This is a genomic window from Pantoea sp. C1E2, from assembly GCF_056491465.1.
Genome location: NZ_JBSZHT010000002.1, coordinates 88347 through 105627 on the forward strand (window position 1 = coordinate 88347; position 17281 = coordinate 105627).

13 protein-coding genes are annotated in these 17281 nt (G+C 55.5%); 7 read left to right on the forward strand and 6 right to left on the reverse strand.

What is annotated here, in order from left to right:
* Positions 1–6: 6 nt before the first annotated feature.
* Together argB and argC are read right to left on the reverse strand one after the other, a co-directional pair.
* Positions 7–780, reverse strand: coding sequence for an acetylglutamate kinase (gene argB, locus ACXI0A_RS00680; RefSeq protein WP_038644108.1), 774 nt, complete (start codon positions 778–780; stop codon positions 7–9).
* A gap of 15 nt (positions 781–795) precedes the next feature.
* A complete protein-coding gene (gene argC, locus ACXI0A_RS00685; RefSeq protein ID WP_200577840.1) occupies positions 796–1800 on the reverse strand; it encodes an N-acetyl-gamma-glutamyl-phosphate reductase in 1005 nt (334 codons plus the stop codon).
* 170 nt (positions 1801–1970) lie between these two features.
* On the opposite strand from argC, the gene argE reads away from it, so the two are divergent.
* Positions 1971–3119 carry an acetylornithine deacetylase gene (gene argE, locus ACXI0A_RS00690; RefSeq protein ID WP_224934955.1) on the forward strand — a complete coding sequence of 383 codons (1149 nt, stop codon included), beginning with the start codon at positions 1971–1973 and terminating at the stop codon, positions 3117–3119.
* Between the two features lie 246 nt (positions 3120–3365).
* The gene (gene ppc / locus ACXI0A_RS00695; protein WP_224934957.1) at positions 3366–6017 is read left to right on the forward strand and encodes a phosphoenolpyruvate carboxylase; all 2652 of its coding nucleotides are present in this window, start codon (positions 3366–3368) and stop codon (positions 6015–6017) included.
* 236 nt (positions 6018–6253) lie between these two features.
* Here ppc and metF read toward each other — a convergent pair whose 3' ends face one another.
* The 3 genes from metF to metB all read right to left on the reverse strand — a co-directional run bounded on the left by metF (position 6254) and on the right by metB (position 10962).
* Entirely contained in the window at positions 6254–7150 is an 897-nt protein-coding gene (gene metF / locus ACXI0A_RS00700; protein WP_224934959.1) for a methylenetetrahydrofolate reductase, read from the reverse strand.
* A gap of 216 nt (positions 7151–7366) precedes the next feature.
* Entirely contained in the window at positions 7367–9799 is a 2433-nt protein-coding gene (locus tag ACXI0A_RS00705) for a bifunctional aspartate kinase/homoserine dehydrogenase II (protein WP_476150706.1), read from the reverse strand.
* A 2-nt stretch (positions 9800–9801) separates the two neighbouring features.
* Positions 9802–10962 (reverse strand): cystathionine gamma-synthase, encoded by a 1161-nt coding sequence (metB, locus tag ACXI0A_RS00710; protein WP_476150705.1) that lies wholly within the window; start codon positions 10960–10962, stop codon positions 9802–9804.
* A 277-nt stretch (positions 10963–11239) separates the two neighbouring features.
* On the opposite strand from metB, the gene metJ reads away from it, so the two are divergent.
* Positions 11240–11557 (forward strand): met regulon transcriptional regulator MetJ, encoded by a 318-nt coding sequence (metJ, locus tag ACXI0A_RS00715; RefSeq protein ID WP_007885403.1) that lies wholly within the window; start codon positions 11240–11242, stop codon positions 11555–11557.
* A 76-nt stretch (positions 11558–11633) separates the two neighbouring features.
* On the opposite strand, the gene rpmE is transcribed toward metJ, so the two are convergent.
* Positions 11634–11849, reverse strand: a complete 216-nt coding sequence (rpmE, locus tag ACXI0A_RS00720; protein ID WP_084935629.1) for a 50S ribosomal protein L31 — start codon at positions 11847–11849, stop codon at positions 11634–11636.
* Between the two features lie 221 nt (positions 11850–12070).
* On the opposite strand from rpmE, the gene priA reads away from it, so the two are divergent.
* From priA to hslV, 4 genes are all read left to right on the forward strand, one after another.
* Entirely contained in the window at positions 12071–14269 is a 2199-nt protein-coding gene (priA, locus tag ACXI0A_RS00725) for a primosomal protein N' (protein ID WP_476150704.1), read from the forward strand.
* A gap of 167 nt (positions 14270–14436) precedes the next feature.
* Positions 14437–15474, forward strand: a complete 1038-nt coding sequence (gene cytR / locus ACXI0A_RS00730) for a DNA-binding transcriptional regulator CytR (protein WP_224934967.1) — start codon at positions 14437–14439, stop codon at positions 15472–15474.
* A 170-nt stretch (positions 15475–15644) separates the two neighbouring features.
* Positions 15645–16538 (forward strand): cell division protein FtsN, encoded by an 894-nt coding sequence (ftsN, locus tag ACXI0A_RS00735; protein ID WP_476150703.1) that lies wholly within the window; start codon positions 15645–15647, stop codon positions 16536–16538.
* Between the two features lie 205 nt (positions 16539–16743).
* A complete protein-coding gene (gene hslV, locus ACXI0A_RS00740; RefSeq protein WP_100701986.1) occupies positions 16744–17280 on the forward strand; it encodes an ATP-dependent protease subunit HslV in 537 nt (178 codons plus the stop codon).
* Position 17281 lies beyond the last annotated feature (1 nt).

The following is a 17281-nucleotide window of genomic DNA, read 5'->3' on the forward strand; positions in this document are numbered from 1 at the left end:
CCTTGATTATGCGAGAATCCGGGTGCCAATCGACACGCCGTTGAAAAGGGTTGGCAGCTGTTCAGCATGGCGCCAGCTGGCGATATCGACCGGGCGACCTAACGTGCGCGCAGCATCGAGTGCCGCGTTAACTTTAACGATCATGCCATCAGTGATAATGCCCTGGTCAATCAGCTGCTGGGCTTTCTCGGCCGTCATCTCTTCGATGCGCTGACCTTTGCCATCGAGAATACCGCTGACATCTGACAGCAGCACTAAATCTGCACCGATGGTCGCCGCCAGCGCGGTCGCCGCCTGGTCAGCGTTGACGTTCATCAGGTCGCCGCCATCGGTAATACCGATTGAGCTGATCACCGGCATATAGCCCGCACTCAGCAAGGTGTTGACCAGCGCCGGATTACCCGGCGTGGCGTTGCCTACATGGCCGAGTTCTTCATCGAACTGCGCCACGTTTACCAGGCCCGCATCGCCGAGGCACAAGCCCACAGCACCAATGCCGTACTTCTTCGCCCAGGCCAGCAAGGTCTTATTCGCTGTACCCGCTAAAGCACCGGTAATAATGTCAATCTGATCGGCTGGCGTCACGCGCAAACCGTTCTTCTTTTTCACCGGCAGCGCGAGCTTCTTCATTAGCTCGTCAACCAGGCAGCCGCCGCCGTGCACAATGATCAGCGGGCGCTGATGTTCATTGCGGTAGGCCAGCAGCGCATCAAACAAGCGGGCCAGCGCTTCTTCGCTATCCAGCAGCACGCCACCCAGTTTAATGATTAATGGATTCATGGCAGTTTCCGTCCGTTAAATCAGTGACAGCGTTTCGGGGAAGCCGAAACGAATGTTTAAGCATTGAACCGCCTGCGAAGAGGCACCTTTCAACAGGTTATCTTCGGCAGCGACCACGATCAGGTGTTCACCCTGCATGGCAAAACCGATATCGCAGAACGGCAAACCGACGACCGCTTTCAGCGCCGGCACACCTTTGTCATACACACGCACCAGCGGTTTGTCGTGGTAAGCCTTGTGGAAGGCATCCGCCACGTCTTGCTGCGTCACGCCCGCTTTCAGGCGGCAGGTGGTAGTAGAAAGAATTCCGCGCGGGAAGCTGCCCAGATGCGGGGTGAAAATCACAGGCGTACCGAGATGCGCCACGATTTCAGGATGATGACGATGATTGAACAGGCCATATGGCTGCAGGCTGACTTCACAGAAGCTGGTGCCGACGTTGGCTTTACGCCCTGCTCCGCTCACACCACTGGTGGCATTGATCACCGGCCATTGTGCATCGTTAAGCAATCCCGCTTCGACCAGCGGTTTCAATGACAGCTGCGCCGCCGTGGGATAGCAACCGGGTACTGCCACCAGCTGCGCATCTTTAATTTTATCATGCTGCCATTCGGCCAGGCCGTAGACAGCTTTATCCAGCCAATCCTGATGCTGATGGCTGAAACCATAATATTGGGTATAGAAAGCATCGTCGTTGACACGGAATGCACCGGAAAGGTCGAACACCACGCAGCCTGCTTTGAGGAATTCGGGCGCCAGATCGTGGCTGACTTCGTGCGCAGTCGCGAGGAACACCACATCGACTTTATCGGCCCATTCTGCGGCATCACTCAGCGGCTGCAGTGGCAAATCGACAATGCCTTTCAGCTGCGGATGCAGATCAGACAGTAATTTTCCGGCATCCGGGCTTTGCGCTGAAACCGCCAAAGCGGTTATGTTCATATGCGGATGGCGATTCAGGTAAGTGGCAAGCTCTACGCCAGCATAACCACTGGCACCAACGATCAGCGTATTCAACATCAGGCTGTAACCCTTATTTACAGTCACTCATTCCGGGTCGCGGCTTTGCCCCGTTGCCCACGATGCCGTTTGCAGATGATTTTACCCTTCACATGCAAGCGACGTTATTGTATTTTTATTCACTATTAATGCATGAATATTGATACATCCTAACCCAAGGACCGTCAACAGTGAAGACAAAATTACCACCTTTTATCGAACTCTACCGCCAGTTGATTGCCACACCATCAATCAGCGCCACCGACAGCGCGCTGGATCAGAGCAATGAAACTTTAATCAATTTGCTGGCGGGCTGGTTCCGCGATTTAGGCTTCAGTGTTGAAGTTCAGCCAGTGCCGGGCACACGCCATAAATTCAATATGCTGGCACGAAGCGGATTGGGTGCTGGCGGCCTGCTGCTGGCGGGCCATACTGACACCGTTCCCTATGATGATGGCCGCTGGACACGCGATCCCTTCACGCTGACCGAGCACGACAACAAGCTGTACGGTTTGGGTACGGCAGATATGAAAGGCTTCTTTGCCTTTATTCTGGATGCGCTGCGTGACGTTGACGTGACCAAACTGAGTAAGCCGCTGTACATCCTTGCCACCGCCGATGAAGAAACCACCATGGCCGGGGCGAAGTATTTCTCTGAAACCACTCAGCTGCGTCCGGATTGCGCCATCATCGGTGAGCCGACCTCGCTGAAGCCGGTGCGTGCGCACAAAGGTCATCTGTCGAACGTGATTCGTATTCAGGGCCAGTCAGGTCACTCCAGCGATCCCTCACGCGGCGTGAATGCCATTGAGCTGATGCATGAGTCCATCACCCAACTGATGCAACTGCGCAATACCCTGAAAAATCGTTATAACCACGACGGTTTCGCTATCCCTTATCCAACCATGAACCTGGGTCACATTAACGGTGGTGATGCCGCAAACCGTATCTGCGCTTGCTGTGAATTACACATGGATATTCGTCCACTGCCGGGCTTAACCCTGAGCGATCTGGATGGTTTGCTGAATGAAGCACTGGCGCCGGTGAGCGAACGTTGGCCGGGCCGTTTAACCGTGGGCGAACTGCATCCGCCGATCCCTGGCTACGAATGTCCAGCCGATCATGAGCTGGTGAAAGTGGTAGAGAAATTGCTGGGCGTGCCGACCGAAGTGGTGAACTATTGCACCGAAGCGCCTTTTATCCAGCAATTGTGTCCAACGCTGGTTTTAGGCCCAGGATCGATCAATCAGGCGCATCAACCGGATGAGTTTATCGATACCGCATTTATTAAGCCAACTCATGCGCTTATCACGCAGGTTGTGCAGCATTTTTGTCACTGATTAACAATAGATGGGGCAATTCACTGTTAAAACAGTAAATTGCCCGGTCATTGTTCGGGATTTAATAATAAGAATAACTTATCTCGCTTCCCCTCACTTTAATTCTATGAATTTCCGGTAGTTAGCAGCGAATTATCGTCAATTTAAGTCAATTGACGAACAGGAAGAACCGTGGCTAGATAAAAGACGATGTTATGCCCGTTGGGTGTAAGGGTACTTTCAAGACGATAAGGGTGTCAGGGTCAAATGAACGAACAATATTCCGCAATGCGAAGTAATGTCAGTATGCTCGGCAAACTGCTCGGGGATACGATAAAGGATGCACTGGGAGAGAACATCCTCGATCGGGTGGAAACCATCCGCAAACTCTCTAAGTCCTCCCGCGCAGGCAATGACACCGATCGTAAGGAACTGCTGAACACGCTGCAAAATCTCTCTAATGACGAGCTGCTGCCCGTCGCACGTGCGTTTAGTCAGTTCCTCAACCTGACCAACGTGGCAGAGCAGTATCAGACCATTTCCCGCAGCGGCGATGGCGCGAACAATCCTGAAATCCTGAAGAAGACCTTTGAACGTCTGAAGCAGCAGAACGACATCAGCGAAAGTTCGATTCGCCAGGCGATCGAAGAACTGTCGCTGGAGCTGGTGCTGACCGCTCACCCAACCGAAATCACCCGCCGCACGCTGATCCACATGCTGGGCGAAGTGAACAGCTGCCTGCAGCAACTCGACCACAGCGACATCTCTGATTACGAACGCACGCAGGTGATGCGTCGTTTGCGCCAATTAGTCGCGCAAGCCTGGCATACCGATGAAATCCGTAAGTATCGCCCAACGCCGATCGATGAAGCCAAATGGGGCTTTGCGGTCGTCGAAAACAGCCTGTGGCAAGGCGTGCCAGCTTTCCTGCGCGAGCTGAACGAGCAGGTTGAAGAGACCTTCGGCATTAAACTGCCGGTGGATTTCGTGCCGATTAAATTCACTTCGTGGATGGGCGGCGATCGCGACGGCAACCCGAACGTCACTGCGCCTATCACGCGCCATGCGATGCAGCTGAGCCGCTGGAAAGCCGCCGACCTGTTCCTGCGCGACGTGGGCGTGCTGATCTCAGAGCTGTCGATGTCAGAATGCAGCGATGAAGTGCGCGAACTGTGCGGCGATCCAGAAGCGCTGGAACCGTACCGCATGATCCTGAAGCGTATTCGTGGCCAGCTGATGACCACGCAAGCGTATTTAGGCCGTCGCTTGAAAGGCGAACGCCTGCCGCGCCCTGCCGACCTGCTGGTGTCCAACGATCAGCTGTGGCAACCGCTGTACGCGATTTATCAATCACTGCAGCAGTGTGGCATGGGCATCATCGCCAACGGGCAGTTGCTGGATACGCTGCGTCGCGTGAAGTGCTTTGGCGTGCCGCTGGTGCGCATCGATATCCGCCAGGAGAGCACCCGTCATACCGAAGCCATTGCCGAAGTCACCCGCTATCTGGGTCTGGGCGATTATGAAAGCTGGTCAGAAGCCGACAAACAGGCGTTCCTGATCCGCGAACTGAATTCCAAACGTCCGCTGCTGCCGCATCAATGGGAGCCAGGTGACAACACCCGCGAAGTGCTGGATACCTGTAAAGTGGTGGCCGAAGCACCGCAAGGCTCCATCGCCTCTTACGTGATTTCCATGGCGAAAACGCCGTCGGACGTGCTGGCGGTGCATTTGCTGCTGAAGGAAGCCGGCATTCCTTACGCGATGCCGGTGGCGCCACTGTTCGAAACCCTCGACGATTTGAACAACGCCAATGACGTGATGACGCAATTGCTGAGCATCGATTGGTATCGCGGCTTCATCAACGGCAAACAGATGGTGATGATTGGTTATTCCGACTCGGCGAAAGATGCCGGCGTGATGGCCGCCAGCTGGGCGCAGTACGAAGCACAGGATGCGTTGATTAAAACCTGTGAGAAAGCCGGCATCACGCTGACGCTGTTCCACGGACGCGGCGGTTCCATCGGCCGTGGCGGCGCACCTGCGCACGCAGCACTGCTGTCGCAACCGCCGGGCAGCCTGAAAGGCGGCCTGCGTGTCACCGAACAGGGCGAGATGATTCGCTTTAAATACGGTCTGCCAGAAGTCACCATCGCCAGCCTGTCGCTGTATACCGGTGCGATTCTGGAAGCCAACCTGATGCCACCACCAGAGCCTAAGCGCGAGTGGAAAGAGATCATGAACGGTTTGTCAGCCCACTCCTGCGCCATGTACCGCGGTTATGTGCGTGAAAATCCGGACTTCGTGCCGTACTTCCGCTCGGCCACGCCAGAGCAGGAGTTGGGTAAATTGCCGCTCGGTTCACGTCCGGCTAAGCGTCGTCCTACCGGCGGCGTGGAATCGCTGCGTGCCATCCCATGGATCTTCGCCTGGACGCAGAACCGCTTGATGCTGCCCGCCTGGCTGGGTGCTGGCGCGGCGTTGCAGAAAGCAATGGATGAAGGTCATCAGGATCAGCTGGAAGCGATGTGCAGCGAGTGGCCGTTCTTCGCCACCCGTCTGGGCATGCTGGAGATGGTGTTCTCGAAAGCCGACCTGTGGCTGGCGGAATACTACGATCAGCGTCTGGTGGATAAATCACTGTGGCCACTGGGCCAGCAGCTGCGCGATCAGCTGGCTGCGGACATCAAAGCCGTGTTGACCATCGCCAACGATGCGCATTTGATGGCCGACCAGCCGTGGATTGCCGAGTCTATTGCGCTGCGTAATGTCTACACCGATCCCCTCAACGTGCTGCAGGCTGAACTGCTGCATCGTGCACGTGCGCAGGAAGAGCGTGGTGACGAGCCGGATGCGCGTGTTGAACAAGCGCTGATGGTGACGATTGCGGGTGTGGCAGCGGGTATGCGTAATACCGGCTAGTTGCGGTATGCGCTAATCATGAAGGGGCCAATCTGGCCCTTTTTTTATGGGCACAATATTGCAAAGCGGGAAGAAGCGGCAAATGGAGTAAAGCGTTGGGCGCCATGGATGGCGCACGCCGAGCGATCAGGGACGAGACAGCGACTTTACGTAATTGCCGCTTCTTTCCGCGACACGCACTGCCCAACATAAAAGAGGGCGCATGGCCCTCTTCATCGTGATTCCATCTTAGATAATCAGGCCGAGGCAGCCGGACGCACACCCAGAGTGTGACAGATGGCGTAGCTTAGCTCTGCTCGGTTCAGCGTATAGAAATGGAAATCTTTCACCCCTTCACGCGACAGGATTTTCACCATGTCCATGGCGATGTTAGCGCCGACCATTTTGCGGGTTTCTGGATCGTCATCCAGTCCGGCAAACATCGCATTCATCCAACCCGGCACACGCACATTGGTCATGGTGGCAAAGCGCTGTAACTGTTTGAAGTTTGATACCGGCAAAATGCCCGGCACAATTTCCACGTCGATGCCGGTCGAGACGCAGCGATCGCGGAATCGCAGATAACTTTCGACATCAAAGAAGAACTGCGTGATAGCGCGGTTAGCACCGGCATCAACCTTACGCTTCAGGTTGATCAAATCCGCCTGGGCGCTTTTCGCTTCAGGATGCACTTCCGGATAAGCGGCTACCGAGATATCAAAATCGCCTACCTCTTTCAGCAATTCCACCAAATCAGCGCCGTACATCTCAGGCTTGCCGCTGCCTGGTGGCAAATCACCGCGCAGCGCCACAATGTGGCGAATGCCGTTTTCCCAGTAGTCACGGGCAATGCCGCGCAGTTCATCGCGCGTGGCATCGATGCAGGTCAGATGCGGAGCCGCTTCCAGACCGGTGCGCTCTTTGATGCCTTTGATGATGCTGTGCGTACGGTCGCGTTCGCCGGAGTTAGCACCGTATGTCACGGAGAGGAATTTCGGTTTCAGGATGCTCAGTCGATCGATTGAGCTCCACAGGGTTTCTTCCATTTCACTGGTGCGAGGCGGGAAAAATTCAAAAGAGACATTAATTTGCCCGTTCAGCTCAGCCAGGCTTTGGTTCAACGCTTCGCGCTGATTGGCGTGAAAGAAACTCATCCAGATTACCTCGTCGTCACATATTGATTAACTTGCGGCCTTCGAACATCCATACGTTTAGACGTCCAGATGCTCAAAATGAACTATTCACGCGTATGCGTCAACTTAAAATTAATGTACAGGCGTGACAAATATTCAACCAGGTTGAAAGAGTTTCATGTAAATCGAAGGGATAAAAAACGCAGACGGCGGGCACCGTCTGCGTTACAAGGCAGGTTACAGCAGCTGTGCGAGGCGATTAATATCCGATTGCAGTGCGCCGGCCGTGACATCACGACCGGCACCCGGCCCGCGGATCACCAGCGGGTTGTCGCGATACCAGCGGCTCTCAATGGCAAACACGTTATCGCACGGCAGCAGTGCGGCCAGCGGATGTTCCGGACGGACTGCTTCCACACCGACGCGGGCTTTACCGTTGGCATCAAAACGCGCCACATAGCGCAGCACCAGACCCATCTCCTGTGCCGCTTCGAAACGTTGCAGCATTTGGTCGTTCAGCTCATCGGCATTCTCGAAGAAATGGTCGATGGATTCGTCTTCGCAATCCGCTGGCACCAGCGATTCAACACGCACCTGATCAGGTTCGATGTCATAACCGGCTTCACGCGCCAGAATCACCAGCTTGCGCATCACATCCTGACCCGACAAATCCACACGTGGATCGGGCTCAGTGAGGCCTTGCTGCCACGCCTGATCCACTAGCTCACTGAACGGCACCGTGCCATCAAACTGCAGGAACAGCCAGGATAGCGTGCCGGAGAAGATACCGCTGATAGACAGTATGCTGTCGCCGCTTTCACGCAGGTCGCGCACTGTGTGGTTCACCGGTAAACCAGCGCCGACGGTGGCGTTATACAACCAGTGACGACCGGTTTTGGCGAACGCATCACGAATCTGCCGCCAGGTTTGGCTGCTTGATGCGCCCGCGACTTTATTCGCGCTAATGACGTGGAAACCGTGGCTGGCGAAATCGAGATACTGCTGTGCCAGTGGCGCGCTGGCGGTGACATCCAGTACCACCAAATCATCGAACGGATGGGCGCGCATCCACAGGAACAGCGACTCTTCATCACGCTCTTCCGCTTCGTCATCAAAAAAGGCGAGCGCACGGCTGGCTTCCAAACCTTCGTAGCTCAACAGACTGCGGCTGCTATCCGCCACACCCGCCAGCACATATTCAAAGCCAGTGCGCGCCGATAAGCCTTCCTGCTCACGCGCAAACAGTTCCAGCCAGCGTGAACCAATGTTGCCTTTGCCAAACAGCATCAGACCGATGCGTTTTTCCGCACGGAACAGTGACTGATGCAGACCCTGGATCAAGTGCTGCGTCGGCCCCACACGCAATACGGCGACAATACTGATGTGATCTTCCGACTGCCAGACGAATTCGACCGGCTGGTCTTTGATTTGCTGCCAGAAGCGATGGCTGTGCAGCGGGTTCCGCGTTACGCCTGCACCCACTAATGCCACCAGCGCTAAACCATCGCGCAACTGCAGATGGCCCGGCAGTGCAGCATCCTGCAGCAGATTAAAAGCGCTATTGACCACTTCCGAGGTATAGCAGAGTTGCAGCAGACGGCGATCGGGATGGACACCCATTGCCAGCGGACGCAGCTGCGCGCGCTTAAGCAGCAGATCGATCTCTTTCTGCTGCGTTTTAAAATCATGGTTTTCGGGAATGTGAATCTCCACCAGGCACACATCGTCGTGGCTGGTGACGATACGTGCGCCGGTGCCGGAAGCCAGTACGCGCTCAATACGCGTTGAGCCTTGCTCCGGTTGATAACTGCAGCGCAGTTGCAAATCGATATCGCTGTTAGAAACCGGCTGCAAGGTACGCGTATGCAGCACCGGTGCCGCCAGACGCGCCAGTTCGCTGGCTTCGTCTAAGCGCAGCAGTGGCAGTAAACAGGCGTCCGAGACTTTGCGCGGATCCGCGCTGTAAACCCCCGCCACATCACTCCAGATGGTCACGCGACTGGCACCCGCCAGCGCCCCAATCTGCGTCGCCGAGTAATCCGAACCATTACGGCCCAGCAGCACCGTTTCACCCGCATCACTGCGGCTGATAAAGCCGGTCACCACCAGGCGTTTGTGCGGATGTTGAGCCAGCAACGCCTGCAGCAATGGCCAGGATTTGCCTTCATCGACCTGTGGCTGCGCCGCACGCTCCGCACGAAGGAAGTCACGCGCATCTAACCACGCAGCTTCAATATCGCGCTGGCTCAGCACGGCGGCCATCAGCCGCGCCGACCAGATTTCACCGTGCCCCACCACTTCGGCATACACCGCATCGGTGATAGAGCCGTCAAGTAGTGCCGCCAGACGTTCCAAATCGCGAATAAACGCAGCGGTCAGGGTTTCAGCATATTCAGCAGGCAACAGCGCAGCAATCAGCTCACTGTGATAACGCCGTAATGCCTGTTGCACCTGGTGGGCGGATAAGCGATCGCTTTGGCTCAATTTAAGCCAGCTAATCAGCTGATTGGTGGTACTGCCCGCGGCAGAGACCACCATTAAGTCGCCTGATTGACTGTAATCCGCCATGATACTGGCGACACGCTGATAACAACGCGCGTCGGCCAGGCTACTGCCACCAAATTTGTGCAACTGCCTGGTCGGCGTTCCCGCGCCTGCTGAACTCGTCATGCTTACCCCTCGGCTGCGATCCTGAATGCATTATCCAGATCGGCGATTAAATCTTCGTGATCTTCAATTCCGACAGAAATACGTAACAGCGTTTCCGAAATACCCGCTGCCGCGCGCGCTTCCGCAGACATCCCTGCATGCGTCATGGTCGCGGTGTGCGAAATCAAACTCTCTACACCACCGAGCGACTCCGCCAGCGTGAACAGTTCCAACGCCTTGAGGAAACGGCGCAGACGCGTTTCGTCGGCGTCAATTTCAAAACTTAACATCGCGCCAAAGCCACGCTGTTGACGTACCGCATACTCATGGCCGGCATTTTCCGGCAGAGACGGATGATACAATTTTTTCACCAGCGGTTGTTGCTTCAGGTAATCAACAATCGCCAGTGCATTACGTTGTGCTGCGGCCATACGCGGCGCCAGCGTGCGCAGTCCGCGCAGCAACAGGTAGCTATCAAACGCTGCGCCGGTTACACCAATATTATTCGCCCACCAGGCAAGGTCAGTGGCCATGGCTGGATCTTTGGAAATCACCGCACCGGCGACCACATCGGAGTGACCATTCAAATACTTGGTACAGGAGTGGATCACCAGATCGGCGCCCAGCGCCAGCGGGTTCTGCAATGCCGGGCTAAGGAAGGTGTTATCAACTACGCTGATCGCCCCCGCTTCACGCGCCGCCTGACAAATGCCGGCGATATCCACCACGCGTAGCAGCGGATTGCTTGGGCTTTCCACCAGCACCAGTTTTGGTTTCTCGGCCAGCGCGGCGGCCAAAGCAGCCTTGTCACCCTGATCGACAAACTTCACGCGATAGGCACCGCGTTTGCTCAGGCTATCGAACAGGCGATAGCTGCCGCCATAGCAGTCATGTGGGGCAACCAGCAGATCGCCCGGCTTCAGGAACACGGTTGTCACCAGATGAATCGCTGACATCCCGGTATTGGTTAATACCGCGCCCGCACCGCCTTCCAGTTCTGCCAGCGCGCGTTGTACTACATCACGCGTCGGGTTACCGCGACGTGAGTAGTCATGCGCACGCGGCTCATTGAAGTCGAGGAAGTTGTAGGTGCTGGAGAGATGAATTGGTGGGACAACGCAGCCATATTGCTCGTCATCATTCAAACCGCTGCGTACTGCGATGGTTGCCTGTTTACGCGTCATGGTGCTTACTGTTCCTGAAGAGTAATAAGAAGTGGCAACAGGATAACATTCAGCGCATAGACGTCAATACATCTGGACATCTAAATGTCTTTGCGTATAGATTGAGCAAATCATCAATACCCGCTAAAATTACGCGTCATCGCCTGGTGTTCAGCGCGCTTTCCTGTGAAAAGCGATGCGTAAGCATAAAACCGGCAGTTTAAGCGGTCAGGCACAGAAAAATCGGGCATAATCAACGGATTTCCCCATATTCAACTTTTATTGATTAAGGTAACCCATGGCTGAGTGGAACGGCGAATATATCAGCCCTTACGCTGAACACGGTAAGAAGAGCGAGCAGGTTAAGAAGATTACAGTTTCTATCCCGCTGAAAGTGCTGAAAATTTTAACGGATGAACGCACGCGCCGTCAGGTGAACAACCTGCGTCATGCCACGAATAGCGAATTGCTGTGCGAAGCCTTTTTGCATGCTTTCACCGGGCAGCCTCTGCCGAATGATGTCGATTTGCGCAAAGAACGCAGCGATGAGATTCCAGAAGAAGCCAAACAGATTATGCGTGAGATGGGCATTGATCCCGATAGCTGGGAATATTGAGTCCAGAAATAAAAAAACCCAGCCAAGGCTGGGTTTTTTCTTGCTTCCGAATCCGGAGATTCGACGGCAAATAATCTTATTTCTTGCTGGTTGGAACGCTGAAACGCTTGTTGAAGCGATCTACACGGCCACCAGAATCAACAACACGCTGCTTGCCAGTGTAGAACGGGTGGCATTTGCCGCACACGTCCAGGTTCAGGCTGCCGGTCATGGTTGAACGGGTGTTGATCACGTTACCGCAAGAGCAGTTGATGGTCACTGCTTCGTATTTCGGGTGAATACCTTGTTTCATGGGAGAACCTCATAAAAGGCCGTGTCGCTCTCTATGCCAGGCGAACCTGCACAGCACCACACGCGGTTAATAATTAAGTGTATCTTTGACGAGCGATCTCATCAAAGGCGGCATAGTATACAGAAAATAACCGAATCAGGCAAATCGTCACGACAGATACCCGCTGGTTGTATCAGCGTGTACACTACTTCTCCTTATTACAGAACCGGATAGAGATCGACATGCCCGTTGTTCAGGTTGCCCTGCCCGTTCCGCTGCCTCGCCTGTTTGACTACCTGCTGCCCGCCGATGCGCCGCAGCCGGTGGTGGGCGTGCGCGTCAGCGTGCCGTTTGGCAATCGCAAAATGATCGGCATTGTGGTGGCAATAAAAGAGAGCAGCGATCTGCCTCTGACTCAGCTCAAACCGCTGGAAAGCGTGCTGGACGATCAGAGCCTGTTCTCTCCGGCGCTGTGGCGCATCCTCCATTGGGCGGCAAGCTACTACCACTCTCCACTGGGCGAAGTGCTCAGTCATGCGTTACCCGTACTGCTGCGCCAGGGCAAACCCGCTCAGGAAGCACCGCTTTGGCAATGGGTGGTCAACGACGCTGGCCGTGAAGTGGCGATGGAGAGCCTGAAACGTGCACCGAAACAGCAGCAGGCGCTGGCGGCACTGCGCCAGCAGCCTCTGTATCGCCATCAGGTCAGCGAACAGGATCTCACTGATGCAGCGCTGCAATCACTGCGCGCCAAAGGGCTGTGCGATCTGCGCGAAAACGCGCCGCAGATGCACGACTGGCGCACCACCTTTGCCGTCAAAGGCGATCGCCTGCGTCTTAATACCGATCAGGCGATGGCGGTAGGCGCGATGCGCAGCGAAGACGATCATTATGCAGCGTGGTTGCTGGCGGGCATTACCGGTTCGGGCAAAACCGAAGTCTATCTCAGCGTGTTAGAGAATGTACTGGCACGCGGCAAACAGGCGCTGGTGCTGGTGCCGGAAATCGGTCTGACACCGCAAACCATTGCTCGCTTCCGTGAACGCTTCGATGCGCCGATTGATGTGCTGCACTCGGCACTCAACGACAGCGAACGTCTTGCGGTGTGGCTGCGGGCGCGCAGTGGCGAAACCGCGATTATCATCGGTACACGTTCTGCGCTGTTCACACCGCTGGCTCGCCCAGGCGTGATCATTATTGATGAAGAACACGACAGCTCCTACAAACAGCAGGAAGGCTGGCGCTATCAGGCACGCGATCTGGCGGTGTTCCGCGCCCACGAAGAAGATATTCCGATTGTGATGGGTTCAGCGACACCGGCGCTGGAAACCCTGCACAACGTACGCGTCGGCAAGTATAGACAGCTCAATCTCACTAAACGCGCTGGCAATGCTAAACCGGCGTTACAGCAGCTGATCGACCTTAAAGGCCAGCAGCTTAAAGGCGGACTTGCACCCGCATTGCTGGGCAAAATGCGCCAGCACCTGCAGGCCGATAATCAGGTATTGCTATTCCTCAACCGCCGCGGATTCTCGCCTGCATTGATGTGCCATGACTGCGGCTGGCTAGCGGAGTGTCAACGCTGCGACAGCTATTACACGCTGCATCAACATCATCGCCAGCTGCGCTGTCACCACTGTGATAGCCAGCGCCCGCTGCCTAACCAGTGCCCAGGTTGTGGTTCCACGCACCTGATGCCGGTCGGTGTCGGCACAGAACAGCTGGAGCAACAGCTCAGCACGCTCTTTCCCGGCGTGCCGGTGTCGCGCATTGACCGCGATACCACCAGCCGCAAAGGCGCACTGGAACAGCATCTGGCGGATGTACATCGCGGCGGTGCGCGCATTCTGGTAGGTACACAGATGCTGGCCAAAGGACACCATTTCCCCGACGTGACGCTGGTTTCTCTGCTGGATGTCGATGGTGCCTTATTCTCTGCCGATTTCCGCGCCGCCGAACGCTTTGCTCAACTCTATACCCAGGTAGCGGGCCGCGCCGGGCGAGCCGGCAAACAGGGTGAAGTGCTATTGCAGACGCACCATCCCGAGCATCCGCTATTGCAGACGCTGCTGCATCGCGGCTATTTCGCCTTTGCTGAAGAAACCTTGCTGGAACGCCAATCGGTGCAGCTGCCGCCGTGGACCAGCCATGCGCTGTTCCGTGCGGAGGACATGGATAATACGCAGGCAGCCGAATTCCTCACGCAGCTGCGCAATTTACTGGAAGCCAGCCCGCTCAAAGATGAGGCCATGTGGTTGATGGGCCCGGTTCCGGCGCTGGCACCGAAACGCAGTGGACGCTGGCGCTGGCAACTGCTGCTCCAGCATCCCTCGCGCAAACGCCTGCAACAGCTGCTGAGCAGTTCTCTCCCGCTGATCTCCACCCTGCCCGCCGCGCGCAAAATCAAATGGACGCTGGATATCGATCCCACCGAGAGTTAGGCCGCATGACATCTGCGAGCCAGATCGAAAAAAGTCGCACAAGTCACAATTTTTATGCAAATTAAGTAACAACCTCACCCGACGTTGGGTTATCAATAGTGCCCATCCCGGCTGAAGCCCGGCAATGTCTGAAAATCAATGCGCTGTACCGCGTCAGGAGTTATACGTTGGACCAGAAGCAACCTTCATCCGCTGCCACTATGAAAGATGTGGCCGAGAAAGCTGGCGTGTCTACCGCCACGGTTTCTCGCGCGCTGATGAACCCGGAAAAAGTCTCGGCTGCCACCCGGCAGAAAGTAGAACAAGCGGTTATTGATGTCGGCTATGCGCCACACGGGCTGGCGCGCAATGCCAAACGCGGCGAAACGCAAACCATATTGGTGATAGTGCCGGACATCTGCGATCCCTTCTTTAGCGAAATCATCCGTGGCGTCGAAGTCACAGCGGCGCAGGAGGGCTATCTGGTGCTGATTGGCGACTGCGCACATCAGGATCAGCAGGAAAAAACCTTTCTCAACCTGATGCTGACGCGCCAAATCGATGGCATGGTGCTTCTGGGTTCACAACTGCCTTTCGATGCGGGAATTGAAGATCAGCGTAACCTGCCGCCAATGGTGATGGGCAACGAATTCGCCCCGGAAATGGCCCTGCCTACCGTTCACATTGATAACCTGACAGCGGCATTTGAAGCGGTCAATCATCTGCTGCAACTCGGTCATCGCCAGATTGCCTGCATTACCGGGCCAGAACATATCCCGCTCAGCCAGTATCGTTTACAAGGCTACATTCAGGCTCTGCGCCGCAGCAGTATCGCCATTGATCCCACGATGATTGTGCACGGTGATTTCACCTTTGAAGCTGGTGCCAATGCGCTGAAACAGCTGATGAGCTTACCGCAGCCACCGAAAGCCATTTTCTGTCACAGCGATTTGATGGCATTGGGTGCGATGAATCAGGCACGAAAACTGGGCATGCGCATTCCACAGGATCTTTCCGTGGTGGGGTTTGACGATATCGAACTGGCGCAGTATTACGATCCTCCACTCACCACCGTGGCACAGCCGCGATTTGCCATTGGTCGCGAGGCGATGTTGCTGTTGCTGGATGAACTGCAGGGCAAACGTGTCAACAACGGCTCACGTTTACTCGACGCGGAATTACGCGTGCGTGGAAGCACCGCTCCCGCCACAAAACGGGAAAAATAGTCTAGGCTTCAGTGCATTTTCAGCGGATTCTGAAGGCAGACTGTGCTGGTCAAAGTTCCAGCCCTTGAGTAACATGACGCATTCATTGCCGGGCAATTAACAGAACATTTACACCCGTCTCAATTAGGGTTTCGCCCATTGGCATTTTTTTGAAGGGTATCAGAACGAAAGTGGCACAGAGAGATTATGTAGGCCGCGGGCGTTCAACAGGGACGCGTCGCAAAAAACCCGCAGCGGGCCGCAGCAAGAAAAGCAAAGGCGGCTCCGGCACTTCAAAGTTGATGATAGTACTGGCCGTGGCCGTGCTGGTCACCTTTGCCGGTGGTTTATGGTTCATCTCTCATCATAAAAAAGAAGAGACTGAGGTCATTCCGAATCATAAAGCCAACGGCAACGGCCTTCCGCCTAAGCCGGAAGAGCGCTGGAAGTACATCAAAGAGCTGGAAAATCGCCAGATAACCGTGCCGACGCCGACGGAGCCTTCTGCAGGTGGTGGCGTGCAATCACAAGCACAGCTGACGGATGAGCAGCGCCAACTGCTTGAGCAGATGCAGGCGGATATGCGCCAGCAACCGACGCAGCTGAACGAAGTGCCGTGGAACGAGCAAACTCCGGCGCAGCGCCAGCAAACTCTGCAACGTCAGCAGCAGGTGCAGGTGCAGGTACAGCAACAACAGCAACAGCGCCAGCAACAACAGTTACAACAGCAGCAGCGCCAACAGCAGTTGCAGCAACAGCAGGCAACGCGTCAGCAGCAGCCTGCACCAATAACGCGTGAACCGGTGCAACAGCCGAAACCGCAGGAAACGGCAAAAGCGAAACCGGAAGAGAAAGCCGCTTCGCAGCGCTGGATGGTGCAGTGCGGATCGTTCAAAGGAACCGATCAGGCAGAGTCTGTGCGTGCTGGCCTGGCCTTTGAAGGTTTTGAGAGTCGCATTACCACCGGCGGTGGCTGGAATCGCGTAGTTATCGGGCCGTTCAAAGACCGCAGCAGCGCTGACAGCACTGTCAAACGCTTACACAGCTCCGGACACGGAAGCTGCATTCCTCTCGCTTTACCTTAAGTCATTCGCCTCGCGGCAAGTGCGTGAATCCCCTGAGCTTACATCAGTAAGTGACAGGGGTGAGCGCACCTCGCTAACGAATCTGCAATATCAAGTAAGACAAATCTCGGGGTTGAAACCCTCCAAACCTACCCCATATCTGGTTGCATGATACTTCGTGCTCTGTGCACGAAGTTCCTTTTCCACTGCAACAAGGGGTCTGCCCGTGACAACAATAGTAAGTGTACGACGCAACGGCCGTGTCGTGATTGGCGGTGATGGCCAGGCTACGCTCGGCAATACCGTGATGAAAGGCAACGTGAAGAAAGTGCGTCGTCTCTACAACGATAAAGTGATCGCTGGTTTTGCCGGCGGCACCGCAGATGCCTTCACCCTGTTTGAATTGTTCGAGCGCAAGTTAGAGATGCACCAGGGCCACCTGGTGAAAGCAGCGGTCGAGCTGGCTAAAGACTGGCGCACCGATCGCATGCTGCGTCGTCTTGAGGCATTGCTGGCCGTTGCTGATGAAAACTCCTCGCTGATCATCAGCGGTAATGGTGACGTTATCCAGCCTGAAAATGACCTGATTGCTATTGGTTCTGGCGGTCCTTACGCCCAGGCAGCGGCGCGCGCCCTGCTCGAGAACACCGACATTGGTGCCCGCGATATCGTTGAGAAGGCGCTGAACATCGCCGGCGATATCTGCATCTACACCAACCACAACATCAACTTCGAAGAATTACCGTCTAAGGCTAAGGACTAAA

Excerpts from the sequence above, each read along its gene's own strand:
- metF (WP_224934959.1), bottom strand. The coding sequence starts at position 7,150 with ATGAGTTTCTTTCACGCCAATCAGCGCGAAGCGTTGAACCAAAGCCTG.
- metJ (WP_007885403.1), top strand. The coding sequence starts at position 11,240 with ATGGCTGAGTGGAACGGCGAATATATCAGCCCTTACGCTGAACACGGT.
- rpmE (WP_084935629.1), bottom strand. The coding sequence starts at position 11,849 with ATGAAACAAGGTATTCACCCGAAATACGAAGCAGTGACCATCAACTGC.
- ppc (WP_224934957.1), top strand. The coding sequence starts at position 3,366 with ATGAACGAACAATATTCCGCAATGCGAAGTAATGTCAGTATGCTCGGC.
- priA (WP_476150704.1), top strand. The coding sequence starts at position 12,071 with ATGCCCGTTGTTCAGGTTGCCCTGCCCGTTCCGCTGCCTCGCCTGTTT.
- ACXI0A_RS00705 (WP_476150706.1), bottom strand. The coding sequence starts at position 9,799 with ATGACGAGTTCAGCAGGCGCGGGAACGCCGACCAGGCAGTTGCACAAA.
- argC (WP_200577840.1), bottom strand. The coding sequence starts at position 1,800 with ATGTTGAATACGCTGATCGTTGGTGCCAGTGGTTATGCTGGCGTAGAG.
- argB (WP_038644108.1), bottom strand. The coding sequence starts at position 780 with ATGAATCCATTAATCATTAAACTGGGTGGCGTGCTGCTGGATAGCGAA.
- metB (WP_476150705.1), bottom strand. The coding sequence starts at position 10,962 with ATGACGCGTAAACAGGCAACCATCGCAGTACGCAGCGGTTTGAATGAT.